This is a genomic window from Acidovorax sp. T1, from assembly GCF_002176815.1.
GTDB lineage: Bacteria > Pseudomonadota > Gammaproteobacteria > Burkholderiales > Burkholderiaceae_C > Acidovorax.
This window is the reverse complement of sequence record NZ_CP021648.1, coordinates 452,600-478,095: the sequence shown is the minus strand read 5'-3', so window position 1 is coordinate 478,095 and position 25,496 is coordinate 452,600. Positions and strand designations below refer to the sequence as shown.

Annotated in this window: 27 protein-coding genes and 1 pseudogene; 12 read left to right on the top strand and 16 right to left on the bottom strand. The window is 65.0% G+C overall.

The features are described from left to right. Window positions 1-358 precede the first annotated feature (358 nt). A complete protein-coding gene (locus CCX87_RS02325) occupies window positions 359-745 on the top strand; it encodes a hypothetical protein (RefSeq protein ID WP_087743428.1) in 387 nt (128 codons plus the stop codon). Between the two features lie 231 nt (window positions 746-976). Here the strand turns inward: CCX87_RS02325 and CCX87_RS02320 are convergent, their stop codons facing one another. Continuing rightward, the gene (locus tag CCX87_RS02320) at window positions 977-1,459 is read right to left on the bottom strand and encodes a universal stress protein (protein ID WP_087743426.1); all 483 of its coding nucleotides are present in this window, start codon (window positions 1,457-1,459) and stop codon (window positions 977-979) included. A 104-nt stretch (window positions 1,460-1,563) separates the two neighbouring features. Between CCX87_RS02320 and tgt the strand changes: the two genes are divergently transcribed. Together tgt and CCX87_RS21220 are read left to right on the top strand one after the other, a co-directional pair. Next, the gene (gene tgt, locus CCX87_RS02315) at window positions 1,564-2,736 is read left to right on the top strand and encodes a tRNA guanosine(34) transglycosylase Tgt (protein ID WP_087743424.1); all 1,173 of its coding nucleotides are present in this window, start codon (window positions 1,564-1,566) and stop codon (window positions 2,734-2,736) included. A 317-nt stretch (window positions 2,737-3,053) separates the two neighbouring features. Next, complete coding sequence (locus tag CCX87_RS21220) at window positions 3,054-3,401, top strand: hypothetical protein (RefSeq protein WP_232476463.1); 348 nt, start codon at window positions 3,054-3,056, stop codon at window positions 3,399-3,401. Window positions 3,402-3,426: 25 nt separating this feature from the next. On the opposite strand, the gene CCX87_RS02305 is transcribed toward CCX87_RS21220, so the two are convergent. Further along, entirely contained in the window at window positions 3,427-3,813 is a 387-nt protein-coding gene (locus CCX87_RS02305; protein WP_087743423.1) for a DUF3597 domain-containing protein, read from the bottom strand. 81 nt (window positions 3,814-3,894) lie between these two features. Next, the gene (locus CCX87_RS02300; RefSeq protein WP_087743421.1) at window positions 3,895-4,971 is read right to left on the bottom strand and encodes a serine endopeptidase; all 1,077 of its coding nucleotides are present in this window, start codon (window positions 4,969-4,971) and stop codon (window positions 3,895-3,897) included. A 250-nt stretch (window positions 4,972-5,221) separates the two neighbouring features. Between CCX87_RS02300 and CCX87_RS02295 the strand changes: the two genes are divergently transcribed. Both CCX87_RS02295 and CCX87_RS02290 read left to right on the top strand, forming a co-directional pair. Further along, complete coding sequence (locus CCX87_RS02295) at window positions 5,222-5,644, top strand: hypothetical protein (protein ID WP_232476462.1); 423 nt, start codon at window positions 5,222-5,224, stop codon at window positions 5,642-5,644. Between the two features lie 73 nt (window positions 5,645-5,717). Next, complete coding sequence (locus CCX87_RS02290) at window positions 5,718-6,227, top strand: YMGG-like glycine zipper-containing protein (RefSeq protein ID WP_087748131.1); 510 nt, start codon at window positions 5,718-5,720, stop codon at window positions 6,225-6,227. Between the two features lie 7 nt (window positions 6,228-6,234). On the opposite strand, the gene CCX87_RS02285 is transcribed toward CCX87_RS02290, so the two are convergent. Further along, window positions 6,235-8,169, bottom strand: a complete 1,935-nt coding sequence (locus CCX87_RS02285) for an MFS transporter (RefSeq protein ID WP_087743419.1) — start codon at window positions 8,167-8,169, stop codon at window positions 6,235-6,237. Window positions 8,170-8,380: 211 nt separating this feature from the next. On the opposite strand from CCX87_RS02285, the gene CCX87_RS02280 reads away from it, so the two are divergent. Then, complete coding sequence (locus tag CCX87_RS02280) at window positions 8,381-8,833, top strand: YXWGXW repeat-containing protein (protein ID WP_087743417.1); 453 nt, start codon at window positions 8,381-8,383, stop codon at window positions 8,831-8,833. Between the two features lie 35 nt (window positions 8,834-8,868). On the opposite strand, the gene CCX87_RS02275 is transcribed toward CCX87_RS02280, so the two are convergent. The 11 genes and pseudogenes from CCX87_RS02275 to CCX87_RS02225 all read right to left on the bottom strand — a co-directional run bounded on the left by CCX87_RS02275 (window position 8,869) and on the right by CCX87_RS02225 (window position 21,033). Then, the gene (locus CCX87_RS02275) at window positions 8,869-9,651 is read right to left on the bottom strand and encodes a 2-keto-4-pentenoate hydratase (protein ID WP_087743416.1); all 783 of its coding nucleotides are present in this window, start codon (window positions 9,649-9,651) and stop codon (window positions 8,869-8,871) included. An 83-nt stretch (window positions 9,652-9,734) separates the two neighbouring features. Then, the gene (locus CCX87_RS02270) at window positions 9,735-10,457 is read right to left on the bottom strand and encodes an ABC transporter ATP-binding protein (RefSeq protein WP_087743413.1); all 723 of its coding nucleotides are present in this window, start codon (window positions 10,455-10,457) and stop codon (window positions 9,735-9,737) included. Window positions 10,458-10,498: 41 nt separating this feature from the next. After that, on the bottom strand, window positions 10,499-12,442 hold the full coding sequence (locus CCX87_RS02265) for a branched-chain amino acid ABC transporter ATP-binding protein/permease (protein WP_369825275.1): 1,944 nt from the start codon (window positions 12,440-12,442) through the stop codon (window positions 10,499-10,501). Window positions 12,443-12,515: 73 nt separating this feature from the next. Continuing rightward, window positions 12,516-13,391: a branched-chain amino acid ABC transporter permease gene (locus CCX87_RS02260; protein ID WP_026435300.1), complete on the bottom strand. Its 876-nt coding sequence runs from the start codon at window positions 13,389-13,391 to the stop codon at window positions 12,516-12,518. 107 nt (window positions 13,392-13,498) lie between these two features. Next, window positions 13,499-14,698, bottom strand: a complete 1,200-nt coding sequence (locus tag CCX87_RS02255) for an ABC transporter substrate-binding protein (RefSeq protein ID WP_087743409.1) — start codon at window positions 14,696-14,698, stop codon at window positions 13,499-13,501. Window positions 14,699-14,881: 183 nt separating this feature from the next. Next, on the bottom strand, window positions 14,882-16,186 hold the full coding sequence (locus CCX87_RS02250; RefSeq protein ID WP_087743407.1) for an FIST signal transduction protein: 1,305 nt from the start codon (window positions 16,184-16,186) through the stop codon (window positions 14,882-14,884). Window positions 16,187-16,234: 48 nt separating this feature from the next. Further along, window positions 16,235-17,038: a PhaM family polyhydroxyalkanoate granule multifunctional regulatory protein gene (locus CCX87_RS02245; RefSeq protein WP_087743405.1), complete on the bottom strand. Its 804-nt coding sequence runs from the start codon at window positions 17,036-17,038 to the stop codon at window positions 16,235-16,237. A gap of 86 nt (window positions 17,039-17,124) precedes the next feature. Next, the gene (locus CCX87_RS02240) at window positions 17,125-17,610 is read right to left on the bottom strand and encodes a copper chaperone PCu(A)C (RefSeq protein WP_087743403.1); all 486 of its coding nucleotides are present in this window, start codon (window positions 17,608-17,610) and stop codon (window positions 17,125-17,127) included. Window positions 17,611-17,673: 63 nt separating this feature from the next. Beyond that, a complete protein-coding gene (locus CCX87_RS02235) occupies window positions 17,674-18,234 on the bottom strand; it encodes a YcnI family copper-binding membrane protein (RefSeq protein WP_198314754.1) in 561 nt (186 codons plus the stop codon). A 14-nt stretch (window positions 18,235-18,248) separates the two neighbouring features. Then, window positions 18,249-20,587 (bottom strand): annotated as a pseudogene (locus tag CCX87_RS02230) (TonB-dependent receptor). An 80-nt stretch (window positions 20,588-20,667) separates the two neighbouring features. Continuing rightward, the gene (locus CCX87_RS02225; protein WP_087743400.1) at window positions 20,668-21,033 is read right to left on the bottom strand and encodes a DUF2946 family protein; all 366 of its coding nucleotides are present in this window, start codon (window positions 21,031-21,033) and stop codon (window positions 20,668-20,670) included. 122 nt (window positions 21,034-21,155) lie between these two features. Here CCX87_RS02225 and CCX87_RS02220 point away from each other — a divergent pair, with 122 nt between their 5' ends. The 5 genes from CCX87_RS02220 to CCX87_RS02200 all read left to right on the top strand — a co-directional run bounded on the left by CCX87_RS02220 (window position 21,156) and on the right by CCX87_RS02200 (window position 23,800). After that, window positions 21,156-21,803, top strand: coding sequence for a glutathione S-transferase (locus CCX87_RS02220; protein WP_087743397.1), 648 nt, complete (start codon window positions 21,156-21,158; stop codon window positions 21,801-21,803). A 121-nt stretch (window positions 21,804-21,924) separates the two neighbouring features. Beyond that, on the top strand, window positions 21,925-22,296 hold the full coding sequence (locus CCX87_RS02215; protein WP_087743395.1) for a TraR/DksA family transcriptional regulator: 372 nt from the start codon (window positions 21,925-21,927) through the stop codon (window positions 22,294-22,296). Window positions 22,297-22,361: 65 nt separating this feature from the next. After that, window positions 22,362-22,736 (top strand): hypothetical protein, encoded by a 375-nt coding sequence (locus tag CCX87_RS02210; protein ID WP_087743393.1) that lies wholly within the window; start codon window positions 22,362-22,364, stop codon window positions 22,734-22,736. A gap of 60 nt (window positions 22,737-22,796) precedes the next feature. Continuing rightward, window positions 22,797-23,210 (top strand): VOC family protein, encoded by a 414-nt coding sequence (locus tag CCX87_RS02205; RefSeq protein WP_087743392.1) that lies wholly within the window; start codon window positions 22,797-22,799, stop codon window positions 23,208-23,210. Next, a complete protein-coding gene (locus tag CCX87_RS02200) occupies window positions 23,207-23,800 on the top strand; it encodes a MarC family protein (RefSeq protein WP_087743390.1) in 594 nt (197 codons plus the stop codon). The genes CCX87_RS02205 and CCX87_RS02200 overlap by 4 nt, the downstream gene beginning before the upstream one ends. A 69-nt stretch (window positions 23,801-23,869) precedes the next feature. Here CCX87_RS02200 and CCX87_RS02195 read toward each other — a convergent pair whose 3' ends face one another. Then, the gene (locus CCX87_RS02195) at window positions 23,870-24,409 is read right to left on the bottom strand and encodes an Rrf2 family transcriptional regulator (protein ID WP_087748130.1); all 540 of its coding nucleotides are present in this window, start codon (window positions 24,407-24,409) and stop codon (window positions 23,870-23,872) included. Window positions 24,410-24,560: 151 nt separating this feature from the next. Here CCX87_RS02195 and nhaR point away from each other — a divergent pair, with 151 nt between their 5' ends. Then, window positions 24,561-25,457, top strand: a complete 897-nt coding sequence (gene nhaR, locus CCX87_RS02190; RefSeq protein ID WP_087743388.1) for a transcriptional activator NhaR — start codon at window positions 24,561-24,563, stop codon at window positions 25,455-25,457. The last annotated feature ends 39 nt before the right edge of the window (window positions 25,458-25,496 follow it).

Here is a 25,496-nt window from a genome sequence, read left to right as displayed (position 1 = left end):
CGCCTTCACCCCTTCTCTCGAATTGCTGCGCAATTCGAGAGAAGGGGGACGCAGCCAGTGCGGCGGGGCGGCCCTTGCACGGCTGCCCTGGCTTGGGCCGCGCCAGTGTCACGCGCTGCAGGTAGCGCGCAGCGCCGGAGAGGGCCAGGGCCATCACTGCCGCCCTCGTCGCCTCACAACTCGTTACGACATCGCCCTCAAGTTTGGCCCTCACGCGCCGGGACGCCGCCACAATGGCACGCGCACCAACGCCGGCATGGCCCCTGCGAAAGGCGCCAGAAAAGAGCTGCTTTCCAGCCCTTTACCCGCCTTTGCCCGCACCGTGCGCCCTCGACAATGCCGCTAAAGAGGAAACCCCATGGACATGCAATACCAGCTCAAGGCCGGCAGCTATTACCTGTACGACATGCGTGACACGCCCAGCGCGGTCACGGGCGAGCGCCGGTTCAAGCTGAAGACCGACACGGTGGCGATTGCGTTCGATGCGCACACGGGCCAGGTGCACCAGCATGGCAGCCCCACGCGCATCCAGTCGTGGGCCAACAACACGCGCCGGCGCCTGCGCGCAGCGGGCGCGCAAGACATGGCCAATGACATCGTGGTGGTGTCGGGCCCGCTGCCGGTGGACGAGCTCAACAAATGCCTGTGGGTCAATGGCTATGCGCGGCGCATGTTCAAGCGCCTGGCCAGCCTGCCGCACGGCAAGCTGCAGCGCACGGCCGAGCCGTTTCGCAAGGCGGCCTGAAGCCGCCGAAGCCCTCTGCTTCTTCCAACGCCAAGGGCCGCAGCAAGCGGCCCTTGGCGCATCTGCGGCTCAGAGGCTGAGCGTTTTTCGGCCGTGCCCGAAAGGCGCGTCAAAACGCGCCGGGTCTAGGCGCAAAACACAGCCATAGCTCGGGCTATGGCGAGTATTTGCAACGACGAGCCGGTGTGTTTTGGCGTGCTAGGCGGGCATGGATGAAAGACTCTCAGCCTCTCAGGCTGCCAGGTCTGCGACGCCTTCCCCATCATCCTCTTGCTCTGGTAGCTCGGCGTGCTTCACGATGGTCACCGGCACCGGGCTGGCATGGGCCAGCTCTTGCGATACCGACCCCAGCAACGCACTGCTGATGGCGCCCTGGCCGCGCGCGCCGATGATGACCATGTCGCAGCCCGAGCTTTCGATGATGTCCACCAGCACATGCGCCGGGTCGCCCACGCCCACGGCGGTTTCGCAGCTGAGACCGGCCGCCTGCAGCAGCACGCGGGCCGGGGCCATCAGGTGCTCGCCCGCCTCCACGCTGGCGGCGGCGATCAGGTCGGGGTCGCGCGACACCACCAGCTCATACAGCGACGCGGGTTCTTGCACGTTGGCCAGCACCACGCTGGCGCGCAGGCCGTCCTGCACCAGACGCAGCACATGGTGCACGGCGTCAAGCGAGAGTGCCGAGCCATCCACGGCGATGAGTATCTTGATCATGGCAACAACTCCTTTTGATTGAACGGTTCGAACCAGTGTAGCGGCGCGTTGGCGGCGCGCGGGCCAGCGGCAGGGAGATGGCCCCATCTGGGACAATCGCGCCCATGCTCCAGTTCGACCTTCTCACCACCGACCCCACCAGCCACGCCCGCCGTGGCACCCTCACGCTCAACCACGGCGTGGTGCAAACCCCCATCTTCATGCCCGTGGGCACCTACGGCACCGTCAAGGGCGTCATGCCGCAAAGCCTGCACGACATGGGCGCGCAGATCATTTTGGGCAACACCTTTCACCTGTGGATGCGCCCCGGCCAGGAGGTCATGCAAAGTTTTGGCGGCCTGCACGGCTTTGAGAAATGGGACAAACCCATCCTCACCGATTCGGGCGGCTTTCAGGTCTGGAGCCTGGGCGCCATGCGCAAGATCACCGAAGAAGGCGTGCACTTTGCTTCTCCCGTGAACGGCGACAAGCTCTTCATGTCGCCCGAAGTCAGCATGCAGATCCAGACCACGCTCAACAGCGACATCGTGATGCAGCTCGACGAGTGCACACCCTACGAAACCAAGGGCCACCTCACCACCGAGGCCGAGGCACGCAAGAGCATGGAAATGAGCCTGCGCTGGGCCCAGCGCAGCCAGGACGAGTTCCACCGCCTGAACAACCCCAATGCCCTGTTCGGCATCGTGCAGGGCGGCATGTACAAGAACCTGCGCCAGGAGTCGCTGGAACGCCTGGTCGAGATGGACTTCCCCGGCTACGCCGTGGGCGGCGTGAGCGTGGGCGAACCCAAGGACGAGATGCTGGACATCATGGCCCACACGCCCCACCGCCTGCCTGCGCACAAGCCGCGCTACCTGATGGGCGTGGGCACGCCCGAAGACCTGGTGGAAGGCGTGGCCCAGGGCGTGGACATGTTCGACTGCGTGATGCCCACGCGCAACGCGCGCAACGGCACGATGTTCACGCGCTTTGGCGACCTGAAGATCCGCAACGCGCGCCACAAGGCCGACCACAAGCCCATGGACACCAGCTGCACCTGCTACGCCTGCGCGGGCAGCTCCGGAGTATCGTGGGACGACGGCGGGCGCGAAGGCTTCAGCCGCGCCTACCTGCACCACCTCGACCGCTGCGGCGAAATGCTGGGCCCCATGCTCACCACCATCCACAACCTGCACTACTACCTGAACCTCATGCGCGAGGTGCGCGCGGCGCTGGATGCAGGGCAGTTTGCGCAGTTCCGGGCGCAGTTCAAGGCGGACCGGACGCGGGGGGTGTGAACATGGGGTGATGGCGGCACCCTTTCGCTATTTATTTGATAGCTATTAGCGCTTATCACGCAAGCGCAAGGCGCCAAAACCATTCGTAAATTTCTGCACCATCTGCTGCGCTGGCCCGTGCGTGCCCTGACTGGCCTGGGCAGCGGGCTGCTGGCGCGCATTGGCCCCTGGCCCGGCCTGCGGTGGGTCGAGGCACTGTGGTGCGCAGCCTGCCGCCCTGGGCGGCGGTGGCGGTCTTTCTTTTGCCCACGGCCCTGCGGCTGCCCGTCAAGCTGCTGGCCCTGTAGGCGGTGGGGCGCGGGCTGGTGCTGCTGGGCATGCTGGTGATCGTGGTGACCAAGATCGTGAACACCGCCGTGGTGGCGCGGCTGTGCACGCTGACGCAGCCCGCACTCATGCGGTTGCGCTGGTTTGCCTTGAACTATGCACGCTGGATGCGCTTCAAGCATGCCGTGCTGGCGCGCGCGGGCATCGTGGGCATGGCGCCTGGCGCGAGTAATCAAGCGCCAATGGCGGCAGCGGTGGCGCAGGCGCTGACGCAGACCGGAAAACCCACACCCGTACATGGCAATACCAGGGCGGTGCGTGCCCAACGACGGGACTGCGTCGCCAACACGGCGCCAGAAAAAAGGCCCCTGCCATGCGAGATGGCAGGGGCCTGCTGAGGCGGAACCGAAGGCGCGCCGCGGATCAGTCGCGCAGATCGGCCGGCAGCGTGCCGCCGTTGGCGGCAATGCTGCGCATCACCTGCTTGTGCAGCCCGATGTTCCATTCGGCCGAGCCGGGTTCGCCGTTGCCGCTGTAAAGCAGCTCGCCGGCCAGTTCCTTGCGGGCGGCCAGGCTGCTATCGAGGCCCAGCAGCTTGAGCAGGTCGACGATGGAGGTGCGCCAGTTCAGCGCGCTGGCGCCGGGCATGGCGTCGAGGATGGGCGCCACGTCACCCAGCGGGATGGACGCCGGTGCCGCGGGGGCGGCCGGTGCGCTGGCGGCGTCTGGCGCCGATGGCGCGGCCACTACGACTTCGGCAGCGTTGGCCGACGGGAAAATCTTGGAAAAAATATTGGAAAAGAAACCCATATGTGCTCCCGGAGTGACGTTGAGGTTGCTGTGAAACGCGGCACGCGGGGGGGGAAGCCCTGAGCGCCGCCTGCCTTTGTATCACGCGGATGTGGCAGGTGGGATTGCCGGTGCGGTTGCGGCGGGCTGGCTCGACGTGCCGCAGGCGTGGCAAAACCGGGCAAAGGCGCTCTTGCGCGTGCTGCAGTGGCCGCAGTGGTCAAACAGGCCAATGCCGCAGTGGGGACAAAAATCGATCTTGTCGTTCTTCAGATCGACCGGGCGCTCACAACCGGGGCACACGCTTTTGGCCAGGCGCGCCAGGGCCACGTCGTAGCCCAGTTCCTTGCGGCGCTGCGGGTCGGGCAGGGACTCGGCCTGCTTTTGCCGCTCTAGATAGCGGTTGAGCGCCACGATGGCGTAGCGCCCCACCAGCGCCGTGATGGCAATGCCCACCACATAGCGCACGTAGCCGCCATAGCTGGGCAAATACGGCACCAGTTCGACAAAAAAGGCGAACAGCGCAAACCAGATGAAGCCCCACACAAACGGCCACCAAGTGCCCTTGCGCTTTTTGACAAACAGCCAGCCGGCGATGGCCAGCAGCGGCAGCGTGAGCGCCAGGCGGTACAGGAACACGCGCAGTTCGACCTTGCGGCGCTCGGTGCTGAGCTTTTCGTAGCCGGCGGCTTCGAGCTGGCCCAGGCGTGCCTGGGCGGCGGCTGCGGCCTGGCGGGCATCGAGCGCGGCCTGCTGCTGCGCCTCGACCGCCTGCTGGGTTGTGCGCTCGGCCTGCTTGAGCGTGTCCAGCGCCTGCGTGCGGGCCAGCACCTCGGGGTCATGCTCGGCGCGCTGGGTCACGCTGCGCGCGGCCAGCCAGTTGCTGAAGGTTTCGCGCTCGACCTGGCTTTCGCTGCGCGCCTTGCTGCGCTGCAGCTGGGCCTGCTCCAGCGCGGTCTGCGCCTCTTGTTCGGCCTGGCGCGCGTCCTTGACCTGGGCGCGCAGCTTGTCGGCTGCGGCGCGGTCCAGGAAGTCATCCACGCGCAGCGGTGTTTCGACCTTGGGCAGATCGCCCACAATGGTGCCGCCCAGCCCGATGAGGAAGCCGGCAAACACCAGCGCCACCAGCCACAGGCCTCGGCGGAACCATTTTTCGGACAGGCGCAGTGATTTGCTCATGGCCCCTTCTCCCCGTAAATGCTATGTATTTAATAGCTATTGACGCTTTCAAATAAAGCGCTAGAGCCCGTTTTTACCATTATTCCCGCCCAACGATGCCGCTACACTGTGCACCGCGCTCCCGGCCTGGCGTCTGCTTCATGGCAGCGAGGGTGCCCGGCCTCGTGGCGGCCATGCCAGGCGCAGGGGAAGGAACTTTTGCCCCGGCATGGCCCCCAACAACATCCATACAGATCACCAAGGTGAAATCATGATGCGGCAAAAACTGCGGCCTCTCGCGCTGGCTGTGACGGCCCTCACCGCGCTGGTCGCCAGCGGTGTGGCGTGGGCCGATCGGGGCGGGCACGGCCATGGACACCGGGGTGGTGCGCGGGTCGGCATCGGCCTTTACCTGGGCCCGGGTTTCGGCTATCCCGTTTACCGCCCTGCCTACCCTTACTACTATGCCGACCCATACGGCTGGTCGCCCCCGGTGGTTGCGGTGCCTGCCGAACCGCCCGTTTACATCGAGCGCGGCAACGACACACCGGGCTACAGCGGCGGCACCACCGGGCAGCCGCCCCAGGGCTACTGGTACCGCTGCAACCAGCCCGATGGCTACTATCCCTACATCACCCAATGCCCCGGCGGTTGGCTGCAGGTGCCTGCCCAGCCACCGGCCAACGCCAACTGACGGACACCCCGGCCACCGACGGCCATGGCCATGGCGCCTGGCCGGCGCCCCATCTCCTACCTGAGGACGCATGATGAGAACCCTTTCCCTCGCAACGTTGCCGCTGCTGGCGCTCACCTTGACCGCCTGCACGGTGATGCCCACCGGCCCCAGCGTGACGGTGCTGCCGGGCAGCGCCAAGAGTTTTGAGCAGTTCCGGTACGACGACGTCAACTGCCGGCAGTACGCACAGGTGCAGGTGGGTGGCGCCACCGATGCCATCAATCAGAGCACGGTCGGCAGCGCGGTGGTGGGCACGGCGGTTGGCGCCCTGGCCGGCGCTGCGCTAGGCGGCAACCACCAGGGTGCAGCGGCGGGCGCGGGCATGGGCTTGCTGATGGGCTCCACCGTGGGCGCTGGCAATGCCCAATCTGCCGGCTACGGCAGCCAACGCGGCTACGACAGCGCCTATGTGCAATGCATGTATGCCCGCGGCCATCAGATCCCGGTGTACGGCCGCATGCTCACCAGCCCGGGGGCAACCGGCCCGGCCTACGGCGCACCCACGGCGCCGCCACCGCCGCCCGGTTACTGGCACCGATAGTCCTTCTTCAAGCCTCCAGCAGGCGCGCCACCCGCTCGCGCAGCAGCGCGGGCTGCACCTGGCGCGCTGGCATGGGGCGCCCCACGTTGAGACCCACGCGGTTGAACATGCCGCGCCGCAGTGGCCGCACCATGGCAGTGCCGCGCTCGATGCGGCTGAAGAATGAGCCCCACAGATTGGTCAGCGCCATCGGAATCACGGGCGCTTCCACGCCCTCTTGCTGCGCGCGCTCGATGATCTTCATGATGCCGCCCTTGAACTCCTGCAGCTGCCCATCCTGGGTGATGCCGCCTTCGGGAAAAATGGCCAGCAAATCGCCGCCTTGCAGCACCTGGGCGGCACGCTCGAACGCCGCGGCATACACGCGCGGGTCGTCCTTTTGCGGCGCAATCGGAATCGCCTTGGCGAGGCGGAACAATGCGCCCAGCACCGGCACCCGAAAAATGCGGTGGTCCATCACAAAGCAGATAGGGCGCGGGCTGGCAGCCATGAGCAGCACGGCATCGACAAAGCTCACATGGTTGCAGGCCAGGATGGCGGCGCCGGTGGTGGGCAGGTGTTCGTCGCCCCGCACCTTGAAACGGTAGACAAAACGCGATGCCACCCAGGCCACGAAGCGCAGCAAGTATTCAGGCACCAGCATGAAGATATAAAACGCCACCACCGCGTTCGCAATGCCGGTGAACAAGAAGATTTGCGGCACCGTGAAGCCCGCGCCCAGCAGCACGCCGGCAATGACCGCGCTGCCGATCATGAACAGCGCGTTCAGGATGTTGTTGGCCGCGATGATGCGGGCGCGGTGCGTGGGCTGGCTGCGCATCTGGATCAGCGCATACATGGGCACGCTGTACAGCCCGGCAAACAGGCTGAGCAGCGCCAGGTCGGCCATCACGCGCCAGTGCGCGGGCTGCGCCACGAAGGCGGCCAGGTCCATGACGTCGGAAGGCGGCAGGCCCCGCGCGGCAAAGTAAAGGTCGATGGCAAACACACTCATGCCGATGGCGCCCAGCGGCACCAGGCCGATCTCGACATGGCGGCGCGACAGCACCTCGCACAGCAGCGAACCGGTGCCGATGCCGATGGAAAACACCACCAGCAGCAGCGAAGCCACCTGCTCGTTGCCATGCAGCACCTCTTTGGCAAAGCTGGGGAACTGGCTCAGAAACACCGCGCCAAAAAACCACATCCAGCTGATGCCCAGCAACGAGCGGAACACCACGATGTTCTGGTGCGCCAGCTTCAGGTTGCGCCAGGTCTCGGTGAAGGGGTTCCAGTTGATCGCCAGGCCCGGGTCGGTGGCGGGCACCGGGGGGATGAACTGCGCCACGGCCCGCCCTAGCAGCGCCAGCAGCACACAGGCCACGGCCACGGTGGTGTGGCCCCCTGTCAGCCCATTCCCGGGCAGCGCCACCAGCAGGCCACCGGCCACGTTGCCCAGCAAGATGGCCACGAAGGTGCCCATCTCGACCATGCCGTTACCGCCCGTGAGCTCGCGCTCGCTGAGCACCTGGGGCATGTAGGCAAACTTCACCGGGCCGAACAGCGTGGAATGCACGCCCATCAAAAAGGTGCACAGCAGCAGCACCGGCACATGGCCCGCGATGAACCCACCCGCCGCCACCAGCATGATGGCGATCTCCAGGTTCTTCACGAAGCGGATCATGCGCGTCTTGTCGTACTTGTCGGTCAGCTGGCCCGAGGTGGCCGAGAACAGCAAAAACGGCAGGATGAACAGCGCCCCGATCACCAGCCCCGCCATGGCCGGCGGCAGCCACGACACGCTGAGCTGGTAGGTCACCATCACGGTGAAAGCGAACTTGAACAGGTTGTCATTGGCCGCGCCCGAGAACTGCGTCCAGAAGAACGGCGCAAAGCGGCGCTGGCGCAGCAGGGCGAACTGGTTGGGGTCCGCGTGCGCCGGATCGCTCTTTTCATTCGCCATGAAGACTGCTCCTGGGTGTTGCTGTGGGTGCAATTTTGCACAGTCTCCATGGCACCCAACCTGCGCCGGCACCGGCTTGCAGGGCGCGTGCGTGCCAGCGCGCTGAAACACAACTTCACAACACTTCGCACAGCACCTACATGCGCTTGACGCGGCGCCCCCACGATCAAGGCTCCCGGTTCCGCACGGAATCATTTCTGAGGAGAACACCATGGCACGCATTGCCCTCGCCGCCGCTTCCATCGCCCTGCTGTCGCTGAGCGCCCTGACAGCGGCGCACGCACAGGTCGGCGCCACTGTCGTCATCCAGTCGGGCAGCCCCCACTACCAGCAGCCTGTGCCGGCGCGGGTGCAATACCAGGCCCCGCCGCCACCGCGCCATGAGGCGGTGCCCCGCCCCCGACGCGGCATGGTCTGGGTACCCGGCCACTGGGAATGGCGCAGCCACCGCCATGTGTGGATGCAGGGCTACTGGGTGAAAGCCCGCCCCGGCTACCACTACCGCGAACCCCGCTGGGTGGAGCATGACGGCCGCTGGGCCATGCAGCGCGGCGGCTGGGACCGTGACCGGGATGGTGTGGCCAACCGCCACGACCGGGACCGCGATGGCGATGGCGTGGCCAACCGCCGCGACCATCAGCCCGACAACCCGCGCCGCAACTGACGCCGGCGCCCTTCGCCCGCGCCGGGCGCGGCACATCAGTGCAGCTGCAGCTCGGCGCGGCCCAGACCGGCGAAGTCTGCCACCACCACCGTGCCCGGCGCCACCAGCACGGTGCCGGTGCACGAGCCGGTGGTCACCCACTGGCCCGCCCGCAGCCCGCCCAGGCTGCGCGCGCCGTCGTTGGCCAGCCAAGTCAGCAGCCGCAGCGGGTCGCCCGCCGGGTTGCCCCAGGCAGAGTGCTGCACGGCCACCGCGCCATTCACCGACAGGCTCACCCCTTGTGCCAGGGACTGCACGGAAGCCACATCGACCGTGCCCGAACCCACGATGAGTGCCCCATGGCAGGCCTGGTCAGCCAGGCGGCTCCATTCGCCCTGCTGCGCCCAGGCGGCATAGCGCGTGTCGCACACTTCGATGGCGGCGCGCACCGATACCACGGCCGCCAGCACCTCGGCCGCTCTGTAGGGCGTTGCGCGGCCCGGCAGGTCGGCGCCCAGTTCGTACACCAGTTCAGCCTCCACCCCCATCACAAAAAAACCGGCGGCAGACAGGCGCACGGGCTGCCCGGCCGTCGCCACCCACACCGAATCGTGCGTGAGTGGCGCACGCGCGGGCTGCGCCTGGGGCGATGCGGCGCCCACCTTCCAGCCGGCGATCTCGCCGCGCTCGCGCACCACGGCGTCCTGCACGGCATAGGCCTGGACCGCATCCTGCGGACGCAGTGCGGCGGGCAAGTCCAGCGGCCGGGGCGTGCGCCCCAGGCGGGCCATGGTGAGCAAGGCCGCGCTGACAAAGGGATCAAAAGCGGTGTCGGGCATGGGGGGGCCTGGGTTGGGATCAGCGTATCGACCGACAACGGGCACTGCGGCCCGGCCACTCCTCAACCGCCGAGTGCGCCAAGTCAGTGACTGCCACCGAGGTAGGCGGCCTTGACGGCCGGGTCATCGCGCAGGCGCTCAGCCGGGCCTTGTACAGAAATACGGCCGTTTTCCAGAACATAGCCGTAGTCGGCAACCGCCAGGGCGGCCGCTGCAAATTGTTCCACAAGCAGCATGGTGACACCCTCTCCCTTGAGGCGTTCAATGATGCGAAAAACCTCCGCCACCAGAATGGGCGCAAGGCCCATCGAGGGCTCATCGAGCAGCACCACTTCAGGGTTGAGCATGATGGCACGGGCCATGGCCAGCATCTGCTGCTCGCCACCGGACAGGGTGCCTGCCAGTTGGGTGCGGCGCTCCTTGAGGCGCGGAAACAGCTCCAGTGCCCGCTCCAGGTCACCGGCCACATCGCCCCGGGGGCGGCTGCCCGTCAGGCGGGGGAACGCCCCCAGGGTGAGGTTGTCGGTCACCGTCATGGTGGCAAAAACGCGCCGCCCTTCCGGGGAGTGCGCCAGCCCCTGCTTGGCAATGGTGTAGGCCTCCTGGCCATCAATGCGCTTGCCGTTGAGCGTGATCTGGCCCGCCGTGGGCGCGATCATGCCGCTCACCGCCCGCATGGTGGTGGTTTTGCCGGCGCCGTTGGAGCCGATCAGCGTCACGACCTTGCCCTTGGGCACTTCGATGGAGATGCCGTGAAGCACCTGTACCTTGCCGTAGCCGGCCGATAGATTCTGGATGGTCAGCATGTGTTGTGCGTCTTGTATCGTCGTTTCTGGGTGCGTCGGGCTCAGGCGGGCTGGGCCACGATAGTCTCGGCACCACCGCCCAGGTAAGCCTCAATCACCTTGGCATCGGCCTGGACCGCAGCGGGCATGCCCTCGGCAATCTTCTGGCCAAAGTCCAGAACCGAGACCGTGTCGCAGATGCTCATCACCACATCCATGTGGTGCTCGATCAGGATCACCGTCACGCCGTGGTCGCGAATCTTCTTGATGATGGCGATCAACTCGACGATGTCCGGGGCGGTGAGACCGGCGGCGGGCTCATCGAGCAGCAGCAACTGGGGATCCAGCGCCAGGGCGCGGGCAATCTCCAGCAAGCGCTGTTTGCCATAAGGCAGGTTGCGCGCCTGTTCCGCAGCCAGGTCTTCCAGGCCGACCAGACGCAACAAGCCCATCCCCCGGGCAATGGAGGCATCGCTTTCACGGCGATAGCGCCCCGTGTGCACGGCCACATCAAACAGGTTGCTCGCAAAGCTGTGGTGCAGGCCCACCTGCACGTTTTGCAGTGCGGTCATCTCACCAAACAGCTGCACGTTCTGAAAGGTTCGTGCAATACCCGACAGCGCAATGTCCGACGAGGTGCGCCCCACCACAGAGCGGCCATCAAAGTTGATCGAGCCAGCGGTCGGCACGTAAATGCCGGTGAGCACGTTCATCATGGTGCTCTTGCCCGAGCCGTTAGGGCCGATGAGGCCGTGGATGGTGCCCCGCTGGATGCTCAGGTCCACATTGTTCAGGGCCTTGAGACCGCCAAACTGCATGAGCACGCCGCTGGCTTGCAACAGTTCGGTCGATCTACCCGCCTTGGCGGCTGTGGACACCGCATCCGCCTGCGATGCACCGGCGGGTTGCACGGGCAACTCGGGAGGTGCCGTGCGCAGGTTGAGCGCGTTGCGGACAAAACCAACAATGCCATCCTGCAGGTAGTACACAACAAACAGCATGATCACGCCGAAGATCGACAAACGCCAGTCGGTCATGGTCTGCAACCAGAAAGACAGCGCTGCCAGCGCAATACTGCCCACCACCGGAATCACCATCTGGGATACGGTGGAGCGCCCGCTTCGGATGGCAACCACGGCGGTAATAGCCACCAACACCGCCAGGCCCACCGACACGTAGCGGAACAGTTCCACATCATCGAGCAGCTTGGGCAGCAGCACGATGATGGCAGCGCCCACCAGCGAACCAATGCGGCTCTTGCGCCCCCCCATGATCACCGCCAGCAGGAACAGCACCGTGAGTTCAAAGTTGTACGAGTTGGGGGAGATGTACTGCTCGGAATACGCGTACAGACAACCAGCCAACCCGGCAAAACCGGCGCTGATCACAAAAGCGTAGACCTTGTAGCGGTAAACCGATACGCCCATGCAATCGGACGCCACGGGGCTGCCGCGCAGCGCCTCGAAGGCCCGGCCCAGGTGGGAGCGCAAAATGCGGTGCGACACGATGAGCGACAGCACCATCATGGTGGCCACCAGCCAGAAATACTCGCGCTTGGCCAGCTGAAAACCGCCGATCTCGGGCTTGTCCAGCTTGATGCCCATGGGGCCTTCGGTCAAAAAACTCATCTCGTTGATGAGAATCTGGATGATGGTGCCGAACGCCAGCGTCACCATGGCCAGATAAGGGCCGGAGACGCGCAGGGCGGGCAGCGCCAGCAGTGCACCAAAGCCCGCGGTCAGCACAATGGCGGCCGGAATGGTGACCCAGATGGGCGCGGCCAGCTTGAACACCAGCACACCCGCCGTGTAGGACCCCAGGCCAAACAGACCCGCATGGCCCAGGGACACCTGCCCGGTGTAGCCCACCACGATGTCGAGACCAAAGAGCACGATCGCGTAGATCATGATGGTCTCCAGCAAGTGGATGTAATAGGGATTGCCGACCACCGTGGGAAACGCCAGCAGCGCGGCGAAAGCCAAAACGGACAAGACCAGCCGCAGCACCTTGGTGCCGTGGGACGTTGGCGATACAGCGCCGGGACCGGCCAAGGAGGTAGTAGAGGATGCAGCCACTTTGTCAGACCTTCTTGATCACGGATTTGCCGAAAATTCCCTGCGGACGCACGGCCAGCACGATCAGCAGGAGTACCAGGCCAGGAACATCCTTGTAGCCGGTGCTGAGATAAAAACCGGTGGTGGTCTCTGCCACACCCAGGATGATGCCGCCCACCACAATGCCCAGGCCGCTGGTCAAGCCACCGATGATGGCGACCGCAAACGCCTTGAGCCCCAGCACGGCGCCCATCGTGGCGCCCGTCAGCGTCAGCGGAGCAATCAGCACGCCTGCAAACCCGGCCGTCAGGGACGACAGTGCATATGAAAAAGTAATCACCAGCCCGGTGTTGATGCCCATCAGCTTGGCGGCATCGCGGTCATTGAAGGTGGCCACCACGGCTTTGCCGAAGATGGAGCGGCGGTTGAACAACTCCACCGCCAGCATCATGGCCAGCGCACCGCAGACCACCAGCACTTCCATCGGCAAAATGTTGGCCCCCAGGAACTGGAACGGAGCCTCCGGCAGTGGCGAAGGGAACTTGAGGTCATCGCGGCCCCACACGTTTTCTGCCACGTTCTTGAAGATGATGCCCAGGGCAATGGTGGACATGATCCAGCCGAACTCCGACTTGATCTTGATGGCGGGCCGCACGCCGATGCGCTCCACTACCGCGCCCTGCAGCGCGCCAAACAGGCACACCAGCGGGATCATGAGCCAGTAATTAACACCGAGGCCTACGAGCGTCAGACCAACCAGGGCGCCCAGCATCAGCGCGTCGCCCTGACCAAAGTTCAGGGTGTCCGACGTGGCAAAGGTGAGTTGATAGCCGAATGCAATAACGGCATAAATCATGCCGAGCGCAATGCCGCTAAAGACGAGTTGGGTAAAAATTTGCATGCGGGGAGCCCTCGCGTACGGATCGGCCGAATGGCGTGAAAAATGTCAGTGAACGAAAAAATACCGCTGCCAGGCGTTTCTGGCAGCGGCAGCGGGTGGCGAACCGCTTACTTCTTCAGGCGAACTTCAGAAGCCTTCTTCTGGTCTTCGGGATAAGCGTAAACAACGCGCTGGCCCTTGACCTCACCAAACACCGGGATGTTGGCGGTAATGGCTTCGTGGTCGGTCTTGGAGAAAGGCTTCACGTAGGTGGTGACAACGCCTTCCACCGGAGCCTTCAGGTCCTCCAGGGCAGCCTTGACCTTGGGGCCATCCGTGCTACCGGCCTGCTTGATCGCAGCAGCCAGCAAGTAGATGGAGTCATACCCCTGGGCAGCAGACACTGGCGAATCGATGCGGCTGTTCTTCGGGTTGAAGGTTTTCAGGTAATTCACAATGAACGCCTGGCGCTTGGGCGTGGTGGGTTCCTGCACAAAGGTTTGCGGCATGCGCGCACCCTCGCCGCCAGGGCCGGCGTTGTCGATGTAGTTGGCCATGGACAGGGTCCAGCTGCCGACCATCGGGACTTTCCAGCCCAGCTTGGTCATGCCGTTGGCGATCTGGGCCAATTCAGGGCCGATTCCGTAGGTCAGGATCGCATCAGCACCTGCAGCCTTGGCCTTAAGCAATTGGGCCGTCATGTCGACGTCCTTGATGTTGAACTTTTCAACGGCCACCGGCGTGACGCCCTTGGCTTTCAGCGCTTTCTCCAGATCTTCGCGGCCGAGCTGGCCGTAGTTGGTGGAGTCCGCCAGGATCGCCACTTTCTTGAAGCCACGGCGTGTCACGGCTTCTTCAACAATCATGGGGGCCTGGATGCTGTCGTGCGCGGCATTGCGAAACACGTAGTTCTCAGACTCTTTTTCGAACTGCTTGGTGATGATGGAGCCGGTGGCCACGTTGTTCATGACCGGAATCTTGGCTTCCTGAAAGAAGCGCTGTGAAGCCAGGGCCACACCGGTGTTGATATAGCCCACCACGGCGACTGCGCGCTCCTTGTTGACCAGCTCCTGGGCAATCTGCACGCCACGCTCATTCTTGGCTTCGTCATCGCGCTCAACCAATTGCAGCGGACGCCCCAGCACGCCGCCAGCCTTGTTGATTTCTTCAGCGGCCAGACGCACGCCATCCCGCATGCTGACACCCATGGAGGACGAACCGCCCGTGAAAGGACCGTCCACACCGATCTTGATAGGGTCTGCAGCGAAGGCCGCAGTGGACAGTGCGACAGCACCAGCGAGGGCAGCAAGTTTGAAGGTGAATTTCATGGGGTCTCCTGAATTTAGACGGTTCGAGCCTGACGTAACAGAACCAAGTTGCGCGGCTAACCAGGACGTTAGTGACTACCGCCCTACCCCCTCGACAGTGAAAATCCTTGAACGCCCGTCATTTTGCTGACATATCGCTGACCACCGATATATCAGGCACCCCTCCCCCAGAAAGTCGATGGACTATGCGCTGGCCGTGAACACGGTCAGCACGCCCGTATAACCGTACAGGTGGTGGCGCGCGATTTCACCGCCAGCGAAAAAGCCCACCAAAGGCACATCGCCCAGCGCATGCCGCACGATCTGCAACTCGGCACTAGGCCCACCAAAGTGCGGGCCACCACGGCCGGAGCAGCTCACGTAGATGGCGCCCCGGATAGACCGGGCCGGTTGGATGACAGCTGGCAGCCCCGCCGTGCCGGGCGCCATGCGCGGTGCTCCCTGCGCATCGCTGGCCAGCGGCGCTGGCTCCAGCTCTTGCGGCGACAGTTCTTCGCGGATTTCGGCGCAGATGCGCATCAAGTCGGCGCGGGCCGCAGCCACATTGCGCTGACAAAACGACAGGTGCATGCCAGGCTCCACATGGTCGGCCAGGGCCACGCCCCGGCGCGCACCATCGAGGCCCACGATGTGGCGTACGCGGGTGTCGGTGCCAAAGTGGCCGGTGCGCTGCGGCCCTTGCGCCGGTTCGCCGACATCGACCAGGCCCGCCAGCGTGGCCCGCACCTTGCGCAGCGCCGTCTGCGGATCGCCGTCCAGCGACACATCGAGCGTGGACAGCAGCACATCGAGCGCGGGCTCGCCGTCGAGCTGCAGCACCACGTTCTCGTGTGCGGCGGTGACGGTGTGCAAGCGCCCCACCGGCTGGCAACCCTGGGTGACCCGGGACAGCAGCGCCACGCCAGGCCCAAAGGCCACGCCCGACAGGCCGCCATCAAACACGCCACCGGCCGCGCCGTGGCCGGCAATGTTGCCGTTGCCAGCCACGGCGAACTGCACGCTGGCGCCGCGGCTGGCGCTCAGCCCCCCAAACAGGTAACCCGTGGTGGTGCGTGCGGCCATTTCGCCCAGCAGCTCCGCCAGTTCGGCGGTGTGGCCATCGGCGTGCACCAGCGCGGTGGCGGCCTCGAACCCGCTGGCAGGGTTGCGCGGCAACGGGGCCACGCCCGAGAACACGCGGTACTGGTCGGCAGGAATATCGAGCAGCATCACCGACAACGCGGGTTCGTCAAAATACTCGGCGTTGTTGGCCGATACACCCACGCCCACGGTGCCGCTCCAGTCGGTCACTTCGGGCAGTTCGCCGCTGACATAGTCGAGCAGCGCTTGCGCCTCGCTGGCGTAGTGGTCGGTGATGTAGAGCAGGCCCAGCGTGGGGGCGGATGCATAGCCGGGCAGGGCCATCTGGGCGCGCAATTGCGCCAGCACCAGAGCGGCAGCCATGCGCCACTGGGGGTGGGTGGCATGGCCGGTGGGAAAGAGTTTCATGGCGTGACTTTACCGGCTGTGGCGGGCACTGCAGGCAGCAACGCCAGATCAGCCTGCTGGCTTGCGCGGTGCGCGGCGAGCCGTGGCTTTTTTGGCGGCGGGCTTGGCTGCAGAGGGGGCGGGTGCCTTTTTGGCGGCGGCTTTTTTGGCAGCGGGCGCCTTTGCCGCGCTGGCGGCGGTGCGCCGGGCGCCCTGCACAGCCTGCATACCCTGGGCAGCAAACTGGCTGGCCACCTCGGTGGCCGTCTTGATGGCCTCGGCGGCCATGGTTTTGGTGGTGTCGATGGCGGCGGTCTGCTGGGCGGCGTCTTTCAATACGTTGGCCGCGATCTGCTGGAACTGGCTGGTCAGCGCGCCCCACCATTGCATGGGGTCCACCACGCTGGGTTCAGCCTCCTTGGTGGCCTGATCGCCGTCAGCCGGGGCGGGCTTGGCCGGTTCTGCGGGTTGTGGCGCAGGGGCGGCCGGAGCGGTTGCAGCGGCCCGGCTGGCAAAGCTGTCGGCCGCCTTGTCCAGGCCACTCTTGCCGCTGTCGGTCGCCTTGACCTTGAAGGCGTTGGCCACGTCGCCCATGCTGAAGTTCATGCCCTTGAGCGTGGCCAGGGTCATCTTCTGCACTTCCAGCGCCTGGACGGTGGCCGTGAGGGCGCGCGAGTTCTGCTCCAGCCAGAACTGCACGGCCTTGAGTTCGTCGATGCGCTTTTCCAGCTCTTCGACGCTGATGGTGGGCGCCACCCAGTTCGACAGGCTTGGCATCTGGGGAATGCTGCTGGAGGCACCTTTCGCCAAGCTTTGCAGAAAGTCAAAGCCGGGGACGAATTTGCCGAAACCAAAGTTGGATGTGTCGCTCATGGCCGCTCCGCAAGAGGTGGTCTGTAGTGGAGTCACAGCTTACTCCAATGCGTTACGCCCGCGAAGGCGCTGCGGCGGCGGTTACCTCAGTGTTTATGCCCATCCATCATGCCGCCCGCCATGGCGCCACCAGGGGCCGTCGTGCCCACGGGCACCGTCAGGTTGAGTTTGCTTTCCACGCCCTTGGCGTCCTGGAACACCAGGGTGAGCGGCACCGAGCTGTCCTTGGCCAGGGGCGCCTTCAGGTCCAGCAGCATGACGTGGTAGCCGCCGGGCTTGAGGTCCACCATCTTGCCCGCAGGCAGGTCCAGCACGGGCACGGCGCGCATCTTCATGATGTCGCCTTCCATCTTCATCTCATGCACTTCGGTCAGACCGGCGGCGGGCGACTCGACGCGCACCAGGCGGGCGCCGTCCTTGGCGGTCAGGCGCATGAATGCGCCCGTGGCCTTCTGGCCCTGCACGCTGGCACGCGCCCAGGCGCCTTCGACCTTGACGGCGGCGGTCTGGGCCCATGCAGGGGCACTCAGCAGTGCGGCAAAGACGGCGGCGGTGTGAAGCAGTTTTTTCATGGTGAATGTCTTTCAGTGTGCGAGAGGAAAAAGGGAAGCAGCAACAGGCTCTGGGCCCGACTGTCAATGATTGTGGGCAGCGGCGCCACCGGTGGGCAGAATCTCCAGCGCTGCCGCTGGGGACTTCAGGTCCGACAGCTTCTGGCCCGGCTTGGGCACCTCGGTCCAGTCGCTCTGGCCCTCGGCGCAGACCTGGCGCACCGGCCAGTACACGGTGCCCGCCTGCTCCGGCGCCTGGGCGACCAGCACAAACTCGTCATAGTGGGCGCTCTGCAGCATGTCATCCGGCGTCTTGGCCGTCCAGGTGATGCGCACCACGTCTTCGGTGATGCTGCGGCCGTGGCTGGTGTAGGGCTGGGCCAGCTTGTCGCGCTGCACCTCCAGCGTCCAGCCCGGCTTGGGCATGGGGTGTGCGCCGCGCATGCCTGCGGGGATGTCCACCACCACCTGCCGCGTGGGCGACGCGCCGCAGCCGTGGCCGACCTTGAAGGTGGCCTTGTAGCTGGCGCCCGCAGGGGCCACCTGGTATTCGAGCACCACATGGGCCGATGCAGAGCCAAACAGGGCTGTAGCGCTTATCAACAAAGCGGTAGCAGCTATCTTTTTCATAGTATTCAGAGACATGGGATGTTTTCCTTTCAGAGGGTTACTTTCAGTTCAGCCATGTAGCTGCGCTGCGGGTAGGGGTGGAAGTTCCAGAACTGGTAGTTGTTAAGGTTGTCGATGCCCACAGCGGCGCTGACCTGCTTGGTGACTTGGTAGCGCACGCGCACATCGGTGGTGAAGTAGCGGCTCGCGCCCTGGTAGGCAAAGCCGTTGGGGTCGGTGTTGTCGAGCGTGCTGTACTGCTTGCCGCTGTAACGCGCGCCCAGGGTGTACGACCACTTGTCGTCCGGCCGGTAAGTGGCCACGGCAGTGGCGCGCCATTCGGGGATGCGCGGCTGCCATTTACCGACGCTGGCGGGGAACTTGTCGTTGCGCGTGATCTTGGAGTCCGTCCAGGTCAGGCTGCTGCCCAGATCCAGCCCGCGCACGAAGACGTTGGCGGCCTGGTACGACAGCTCAATGCCCTTCGTGCGGATGGCGTCCACGTTCTGCACGTTGGTGACGTTGGGTGTGACGAGCACATTGGTCTGCGAATACAGCGCGTCTTTGGTGCACTCAAAGAAGGCCGTGAGGCGCAGCAAACCATTCCCCATGTCCCGCTCGGCGGTCAGCTCGGTGGTCCAGCTTTTTTCAGGCTTCAGGTTCGGGTCGTTGTTGATGAGCGTGCCGCTGCCGCTGATGCCGCCCTGGTACAGCTCGGCCACGGTGGGCATGCGCACGGCGCGGCCCGTCGATGCCTTGAGCACCCACAGCCCATTGGCCTGATAGGCCACGGCAGCCTTGGGCGAGACATAGGTTTCGTTGCGCTCGGGGTGGCTCAGCGTGGTGGTGGCGTTGCCGGTCTGGCCGTTGCTGGCGCTCCAGCGCTCGGCGCGAGCGCCCAGCACGGCTTTCCAGCGCGGCGCGATCTTCCAGGTGTCTTGCGCCCACAAGCCGATGAGCTGCGTGTCACCGTTGAAGGCCTGGTTGCGGGCGCCTGCATCACCGCTGATCCAGTTCGTCGTAGCGTTTTCGATAGTGCGCAGTTGGTAGCTGTCGCGCTGCAAGCCAAAGTCCACGATGTGCGTGCCCTGGATGCCATCCGGCCGCCAGGTGCCCTTGGCAGCCAGCGTGTTCCAACCCGTGCCTTTGCTGTTGACGATGCGCCCTGCCCCGCCGTTCAGCGCCGCAGGCAGCGCGACGGTGGCGGCGCGCAGGGTGTCGGTCTGGTAGTCGTACAGGCTGGCGGCCACCTCCCAGTCAAACACGCCTTGCGTGCGGCTCTTGACCGACAGGCCGTGCATGAAATGCGTGAGGTCTTCGTTAGACACATTGAAGTCCGTAGGCGCGAGCGCAAACCAGCGGCCATTGATGTTGACCGTGCCGCTGTACACCGCATTGCCATTGGCGTCCCGCAGGTAGCTGGTGGGCCGCCCTTCGGATTCGTTGTGCCACCAGCCAAAGGTGTAGGCCGCGCGCACGTTGGGCGAAAAGTCGTAGGCGATTTTGGCCTTGATGTGGTCTTGCTGCGTGTGGTACTGCGTGGCCGTGCCCAGCAGGTACCAGGGCTGGTTGCTGCGGTTGTTGCCCAGCACCGCGCCCGTCACGGGTGTGCCCGCGCTGCCCACGGTGCCTGCAGACACCAGGCGCGTGGGGAAGGTGAGCGGCTGGCCTTCGCTGTCCGTCTTGTTGAAGTTGAGGAACCAGGACCAGTCGCCATTCTTGTTGCCCACCGAGGCGCTCACCTGCTTGCCGCCGTAGGTGCCGTTGGTGCTGTACAGGTCAAAGGGTTGGTGCTGGTAGCTGACCTGCCCATGCGCCTCGAACTTTGTCGGCATGCGGGTGACGTAGTCCACCACCGCGCCCACCGAGTTGCCTGCGTAGGCGGCCGAGAAGGGGCCGTAGAACACGTCCACGCGCTCGATCTCCTCGGGCGTGACCAGCATCCAGCGCGGCGCATTGGTGGGGCCGTTGCCCAGGTAGTTGCTCAGCAAAATGCCGTCGGCAAACACCATGGAACGCGCCGGGTTGCCCGTGCCCGAGGCGCGCGTGGACAGCACGGCGTGGTTGTAGTCGCCGATGTAGCGCTTGCGCACCAGCAGGCTGGGCAGGTACTTGAGCGCGTCTTCGCTGTCGGTGGCGTTGATCGAGTGCTCGATCTGCTCGCGCGTCACGCCCTCGATGGTGGTGGGGATCTGCGTGGGCAGCGAGGTGGCTGGCCGCCGGTGATGGTGACCACGCCCAGTTCCTTGACCGGGGCAGGGCTGCTGCCGGTGCTGCTGCCATTGCTGTCAGCGGTCTGGGCGAATGCGGAGGAAGCCCCGGCATACGCGATGCCCAGGACGATGGGAAAGGCACTGGCCACGGCCAGCGCCATGCGGCTTTTGCGCATGGAAACTCCTGAAAATCAAGCCAAATAGGCCGCTAGCGCTTATTCATCAAGCGCAAGCAGCTATCAAACAAATAGCAATTTCAGGAGAAAGCCGGGGGGCCGCGGGGCGGCAGCGGCGCGGCGGTGCGCGCAGCAATGTGCGCGGCGGGGATGGGGCGCAGGGCATGCGCCAGGGGGTGTGCCACAGGCAGCTGGGCCTGCGAGGTGGGCAGTGGTGCCCCCACATGCGCGCACAGCGGACAGTCGAGCGTGTGGCTGGGCAGCTCCTTGGCGCCGTCGTCGGTCTTGACCAGCAGCTTGATGGCGCCCGAGCCCGAGCAGATCAGCTCCATCGCCTGCGGGTTGACCAGGGGCGACGCCACGGCCACGCCGATAGACAACACAAACCACGCCAGCACAAGGCGGGCGAGCCAACGGAGGCCGCGAATGGTTTGCAGGGAGGGCATGGGTGCGGATTGTAGGGGGCCGGGGTGTGCAGTCCTTGACCGGGGTCATCTACGCGACGGACAGCGGTCTCACCCGCACCTAGGATGCGTGCTGCATCCACCACCACAACGGAGACAACACCATGCTGACACTCTGCGGCTTTTCGGCCAGCAATTACTACAACAAGGTCAAGCTGGCCCTGCTCGAAAAGGGCCTGCCGTTCACCGAAGAACTGGCCTGGGTGGGCGAGACCGACCCCAGCGCCAGCCCGCTGGGCAAGGTGCCCTACCTGCGCACGCCGCAGGGCGCACTGTGCGAATCCGCCGTGATGGCCGACTACATCGAAGCCGCCCACCCTGAGCACCCGCTGATCCCGGCCGCCCCCTTCCAGGCAGCCAAAGTGCGCGAGCTGATCACCTTTCTCGAGCTGCACCTGGAGCTGGTCGCACGCAGCCTGTATCCCCAGGCTTTCTTCGGCGGCACGGTGAGCGACACCGCACGCGAAAAGGTGGGCGCCCAGCTGGAGAAGAACATTGCAGCCTTCGGCCAGCTGGCGAAGTTCAGCCCCTACGTGGCTGGCGACACCTTCACGATAGCCGACTGCGCGGCCATCGTGCACCTGCCGCTGGTCAGCGCCGCCACCAAGATCATCTATGGCCGCGACTACTTGGCCGACCTGCCCGTGCGCGAATATCTGGCCCGCATGGCCGAGCGCCCCCATGTGCAGCGCGTGAACGCTGACCGCAAGACCAACACCGCAGAGATGCTGGCGCGCCCGCCCAAGCGCTGATCCCGCCGAGCGGCGCACCCAGGGCGGGGGGCACCGCGCACCATCCCTTGACCCTGATCAACCCAGGGCACCGCGCACAGGCGCACCATGCAGGTATCCGATCACCCTGAGGAGTCCCCGCATGGACAAGACCCAAGCCGCACCATTGCGCCAGCAGTTATTGGCCCAGCAATCCGAACTGCTGGCCCAGCTGGCGGCACAGCGCGGCGGTGTCGTCGGCCGCGCCGAGGCCGCCGCCGACCATTTCGGACAGCCCGAAGACCCACGCGCCCAGGTCGCCACCGAGCGCGAGGTGGAGTTTGCCCTCGACGAGCGCGAGACCGCGCACCTGGCGACCATCGAGTCCGCCCTGGCCCGCATTGAAGCGGGCACCTATGGCGAGTGCACGGACTGCGGCAACCACATCACCGCCGCCCGCCTGCACGCCACGCCCGAGGCTGCACGGTGCGTGCATTGCCAGGAAAAGGCCGAGCAATACCACCGGGCTGCGTGAGTTCGCTCACGCATTCAGTCCCCTTCCCTCCCCCGTTTTTGTCATCACTTCAAGAAAGCCGATTCATGAGCACTTTTCACGCCGTTGTCTGGATGGACCAATCCGAAGCCCATGTGGTGATGTTTGACCGCGAACACGCCGAAGCCCAGCGCATCAAGTCCCGCAGCCACCACAAGCACCAGGGCAAGGCCGACGACCTGACGCCATTCTTTTCCGACATTGCCCAGGCGCTGACGCATACCCGCGAGGTCCTGCTGGCGGGCCCAGGGCTGGTGCGTCACCAGTTCCGCGACTGGGCAGCAAGGCACCATGCTGCAGTTGCAGGCGTGGTGGTGGACTCGGTGGCCGCAGACCACCCGACCGACGCCCAGCTGGTGGCTATGGCACGCCAGTACTTCAAGAAGTTTGACAACATGGCCGCCGATCCATCCATGGCCTGACCGCTGCGAGACCCCATCGGGCCCGCCCAGGCGGTGCCCTTGGCTGCTATCCTTTGCGGGATGCGCAGCCTCTTTCACCTCGCCTTTCACGTCACCGACCTGGATGCCGCCCGCCGCTTTTACGGCGGCGTGCTGGAATGCCAGGAAGGCCGAAGCACCGACACCTGGGTGGACTTCGACTTCTTCGGTCACCAGATCTCGTTGCACCTGGGCACCCCGTTTGCCAGCACCCGCACCGGGCATGTGGGCGACCACCTCGTGCCCATGCCGCATTTCGGCGCCATCTTGGAGCTGCCCGACTGGCATGCGCTGGCCGCGCGGCTCAAGGCCGCCGGCACCGCATTTGTGCTGGAGCCCCAGGTGCGTTTTGAAGGCCAGCCCGGAGAACAGTGGACGATGTTCTTCCACGATCCCAGCGGCAATCCGATTGAGATCAAGGGCTTTCGCTCGCTAGACACGGTGTACGCAGCGTGAGCTATACCTTCGCGTCCGCCACCATCCTGCTCCTGCTGATCACCGATCCGCTGGGCAACATCCCCATCTTTGCCAACGCCCTGCGCGGCGTGGCGCCCGAGCGTCGGGCGCGCGTGATCCTGCGCGAGGTGCTGATCGCCTTTGCGCTGCTGCTGGTGTTCCTGTTCTTTGGCGCTCAGTTTTTGCAGGTAATGAACCTGAGCGATCTGTCGCTGCAGATAGCGGGTGCGGTGGTGTTGTTTTTGATCGCACTGCGGATGATCTTTCCGTCGGCGGACGGACCGCAAGCAGAGTTGCCGGGCGAGCCGTTGATCGTGCCGCTCGCCATCCCCGCGCTGGCTGGCCCCTCGGCACTGGCCACTGTCATGCTGCTGGTGGCCCAGGCACCGGAACGCCGGTGGGAATGGGTGGCCGCACTGTGCGTGACCATGGCCGTGTGCGCCGTGGTGCTGCTGCTGGCCGAACGCATCCAGCGCCTGGTGGGCGAACGCGTGGTGATGGCTTTTGAACGCCTGATGGGCCTGATCCTGGTCGCAATCTCGGTGGAGATGCTGATCCGCGGCATCAAGCAGCTCGCGCAGCAGCTGTAGGCCACATGCCCTGGGGCCGGCCTCAGGGCTTTCGGCTGGGATGTAGCGTCCCGGTCGCCGCGCGCAATTTCATTTGCGGGCCAGTGCCGGCATGGCGCCCAGCGCAAAGACCGAATTGGGCACACCGGCGCGTGCCATCAGCGGCGCCGGACGACGGGCCAGTTTTGCGCGCGCCACCACCGGCGACTCAACCCGAACGCCCCGGGCCTGCTGCTCGGCCACAAGATCGCGCAGCGTAACGGACTGGAGGTATTCCATAACCCGCGCGTTGAACGCCGTCCAGAGCGATCCGGTCATGGACACCATCTGCGAAGACACGTGCGCCGCTGGCACGGACTCTTCGCCAGGCTTGTGGTTCTCTACCGCCACCACGATGTCAGCCACCGACACCTGCTCGGGCTTGTGGGCCAGGGCATAGCCGCCCCCGGGGCCGCGTGTGCTGTCAACCAGCCCGGCCCGCTTGAGGGCGCTGAAAAGCTGTTCGAGGTACGACAGTGATGTGCCCTGGCGCGCGCTGATGGTGGACAGCGCAACGGGGCCGGTGTTCTGGCGCATTGCCAGATCGGTCATCGCAGAAACGGCAAGTTGACCTCTGGTGGTAATTCGCATCTTCACTCCTTGTGAACATTGATCCCTCCGAGCGCCGGCAAACCCCGTGCAGCTCGGTCCATCAAACCAATGTAGCGCATCAAACACTTCGCGTATATTCGTTTTATTGTTAAAAACATTGCGGTTTTTTCGAACTATTTCGTACCCTTTGATGAACTTCAAGCATCTCAAATATTTCTGGACGGTGGCCAAGGCCGGTGGCGTGGTGCGCGCGGGCGAGCAACTGCACACCACGCCCCAGACCCTGTCAGGGCAGATCAAGCAACTGGAACAATGGCTGGGCCACGACCTTTTTCGCAAACGCGGCCGGGGGCTGGAGCTGACCAGCGAAGGGCGGATTGCGCTCGGGTATGCAGAGCAAATATTTGCCCTGGGCGACGAGCTGGAAAAATCCGTGCGCCTGTCACGCGGTCAGGCAAAGACGCTGGAATTTCGCGTGGGCATCGCCGATTCGGTGGCTAAGCCGGTGGCCTACCATCTGCTGGAGCCGGCGCTGGGCCTGCCCGATCGCGTGCACATGATCTGCCACGAGGGCAAGTTTCCGGAGTTGCTGGCGCAACTCACCCTGCACCGCCTTGATCTGGTGATTGCCGACGAGCCGGTGTCCCGCAAGGTAGGGGTAAAGGCCTTCAACCACGCGCTCGGAACCAGCGCCATGAGCTTCTTCTGCGCTCCGTCGCTCGCCCGGCAGCTGCAAGGCCCCTTTCCCCAATGCCTGCACGGCGCACCGATGCTGATCCAGGGCCCGCAGTCTTCCGTGCGCCAACAACTCGATCACTGGTTCAACAAATACCAGCTACAGCCGCATATCGTGGGAGAATTCGATGACAGCGCTCTCATGAATGCCTTTGGCCGCGAAGGACGCGGCGTCTTCACCTTGCCCAGCGTGCTCGAAGACGAAGCCATGGGGCAGTTCGGCGTGGAGGTGGTGGGCAGAACCTCCGAGCTGGTGGAGGAATTTTTCGCCATCTCCGTCGAGCGCCGCATCACCCACCCCTGTGTTTCAGCCATCACGCGAGCGGCCAGGGCGGAGTTGTTTGCGCGGTGAGACATCGCAGAACAGCAGGTGTCCGGGCACATCCCCTCG

What these genes read in the sequence shown, in the direction of transcription:
- CCX87_RS02215 (WP_087743395.1), top strand. Translation starts at nt 21,925, where the DNA reads ATGGACAAGACCCAAGCCGCACCATTGCGCCAGCAGTTATTGGCCCAG.
- CCX87_RS02320 (WP_087743426.1), bottom strand. Translation starts at nt 1,459, where the DNA reads ATGATCAAGATACTCATCGCCGTGGATGGCTCGGCACTCTCGCTTGAC.
- CCX87_RS02270 (WP_087743413.1), bottom strand. Translation starts at nt 10,457, where the DNA reads ATGCTGACCATCCAGAATCTATCGGCCGGCTACGGCAAGGTACAGGTG.
- CCX87_RS02280 (WP_087743417.1), top strand. Translation starts at nt 8,381, where the DNA reads ATGGCACGCATTGCCCTCGCCGCCGCTTCCATCGCCCTGCTGTCGCTG.
- tgt (WP_087743424.1), top strand. Translation starts at nt 1,564, where the DNA reads ATGCTCCAGTTCGACCTTCTCACCACCGACCCCACCAGCCACGCCCGC.
- CCX87_RS02245 (WP_087743405.1), bottom strand. Translation starts at nt 17,038, where the DNA reads ATGAGCGACACATCCAACTTTGGTTTCGGCAAATTCGTCCCCGGCTTT.
- CCX87_RS02260 (WP_026435300.1), bottom strand. Translation starts at nt 13,391, where the DNA reads ATGCAAATTTTTACCCAACTCGTCTTTAGCGGCATTGCGCTCGGCATG.
- CCX87_RS02285 (WP_087743419.1), bottom strand. Translation starts at nt 8,169, where the DNA reads ATGGCGAATGAAAAGAGCGATCCGGCGCACGCGGACCCCAACCAGTTC.
- CCX87_RS02275 (WP_087743416.1), bottom strand. Translation starts at nt 9,651, where the DNA reads ATGCCCGACACCGCTTTTGATCCCTTTGTCAGCGCGGCCTTGCTCACC.
- CCX87_RS02300 (WP_087743421.1), bottom strand. Translation starts at nt 4,971, where the DNA reads ATGAGCAAATCACTGCGCCTGTCCGAAAAATGGTTCCGCCGAGGCCTG.
- CCX87_RS02195 (WP_087748130.1), bottom strand. Translation starts at nt 24,409, where the DNA reads ATGCGAATTACCACCAGAGGTCAACTTGCCGTTTCTGCGATGACCGAT.
- CCX87_RS02290 (WP_087748131.1), top strand. Translation starts at nt 5,718, where the DNA reads ATGAGAACCCTTTCCCTCGCAACGTTGCCGCTGCTGGCGCTCACCTTG.
- nhaR (WP_087743388.1), top strand. Translation starts at nt 24,561, where the DNA reads ATGAACTTCAAGCATCTCAAATATTTCTGGACGGTGGCCAAGGCCGGT.
- CCX87_RS02305 (WP_087743423.1), bottom strand. Translation starts at nt 3,813, where the DNA reads ATGGGTTTCTTTTCCAATATTTTTTCCAAGATTTTCCCGTCGGCCAAC.
- CCX87_RS02255 (WP_087743409.1), bottom strand. Translation starts at nt 14,698, where the DNA reads ATGAAATTCACCTTCAAACTTGCTGCCCTCGCTGGTGCTGTCGCACTG.
- CCX87_RS02220 (WP_087743397.1), top strand. Translation starts at nt 21,156, where the DNA reads ATGCTGACACTCTGCGGCTTTTCGGCCAGCAATTACTACAACAAGGTC.
- CCX87_RS02250 (WP_087743407.1), bottom strand. Translation starts at nt 16,186, where the DNA reads ATGAAACTCTTTCCCACCGGCCATGCCACCCACCCCCAGTGGCGCATG.
- CCX87_RS02210 (WP_087743393.1), top strand. Translation starts at nt 22,362, where the DNA reads ATGAGCACTTTTCACGCCGTTGTCTGGATGGACCAATCCGAAGCCCAT.
- CCX87_RS02225 (WP_087743400.1), bottom strand. Translation starts at nt 21,033, where the DNA reads ATGCCCTCCCTGCAAACCATTCGCGGCCTCCGTTGGCTCGCCCGCCTT.
- CCX87_RS02235 (WP_198314754.1), bottom strand. Translation starts at nt 18,234, where the DNA reads ATGTCTCTGAATACTATGAAAAAGATAGCTGCTACCGCTTTGTTGATA.
- CCX87_RS02240 (WP_087743403.1), bottom strand. Translation starts at nt 17,610, where the DNA reads ATGAAAAAACTGCTTCACACCGCCGCCGTCTTTGCCGCACTGCTGAGT.
- CCX87_RS21220 (WP_232476463.1), top strand. Translation starts at nt 3,054, where the DNA reads ATGCTGGTGATCGTGGTGACCAAGATCGTGAACACCGCCGTGGTGGCG.
- CCX87_RS02325 (WP_087743428.1), top strand. Translation starts at nt 359, where the DNA reads ATGGACATGCAATACCAGCTCAAGGCCGGCAGCTATTACCTGTACGAC.
- CCX87_RS02205 (WP_087743392.1), top strand. Translation starts at nt 22,797, where the DNA reads ATGCGCAGCCTCTTTCACCTCGCCTTTCACGTCACCGACCTGGATGCC.
- CCX87_RS02295 (WP_232476462.1), top strand. Translation starts at nt 5,222, where the DNA reads ATGATGCGGCAAAAACTGCGGCCTCTCGCGCTGGCTGTGACGGCCCTC.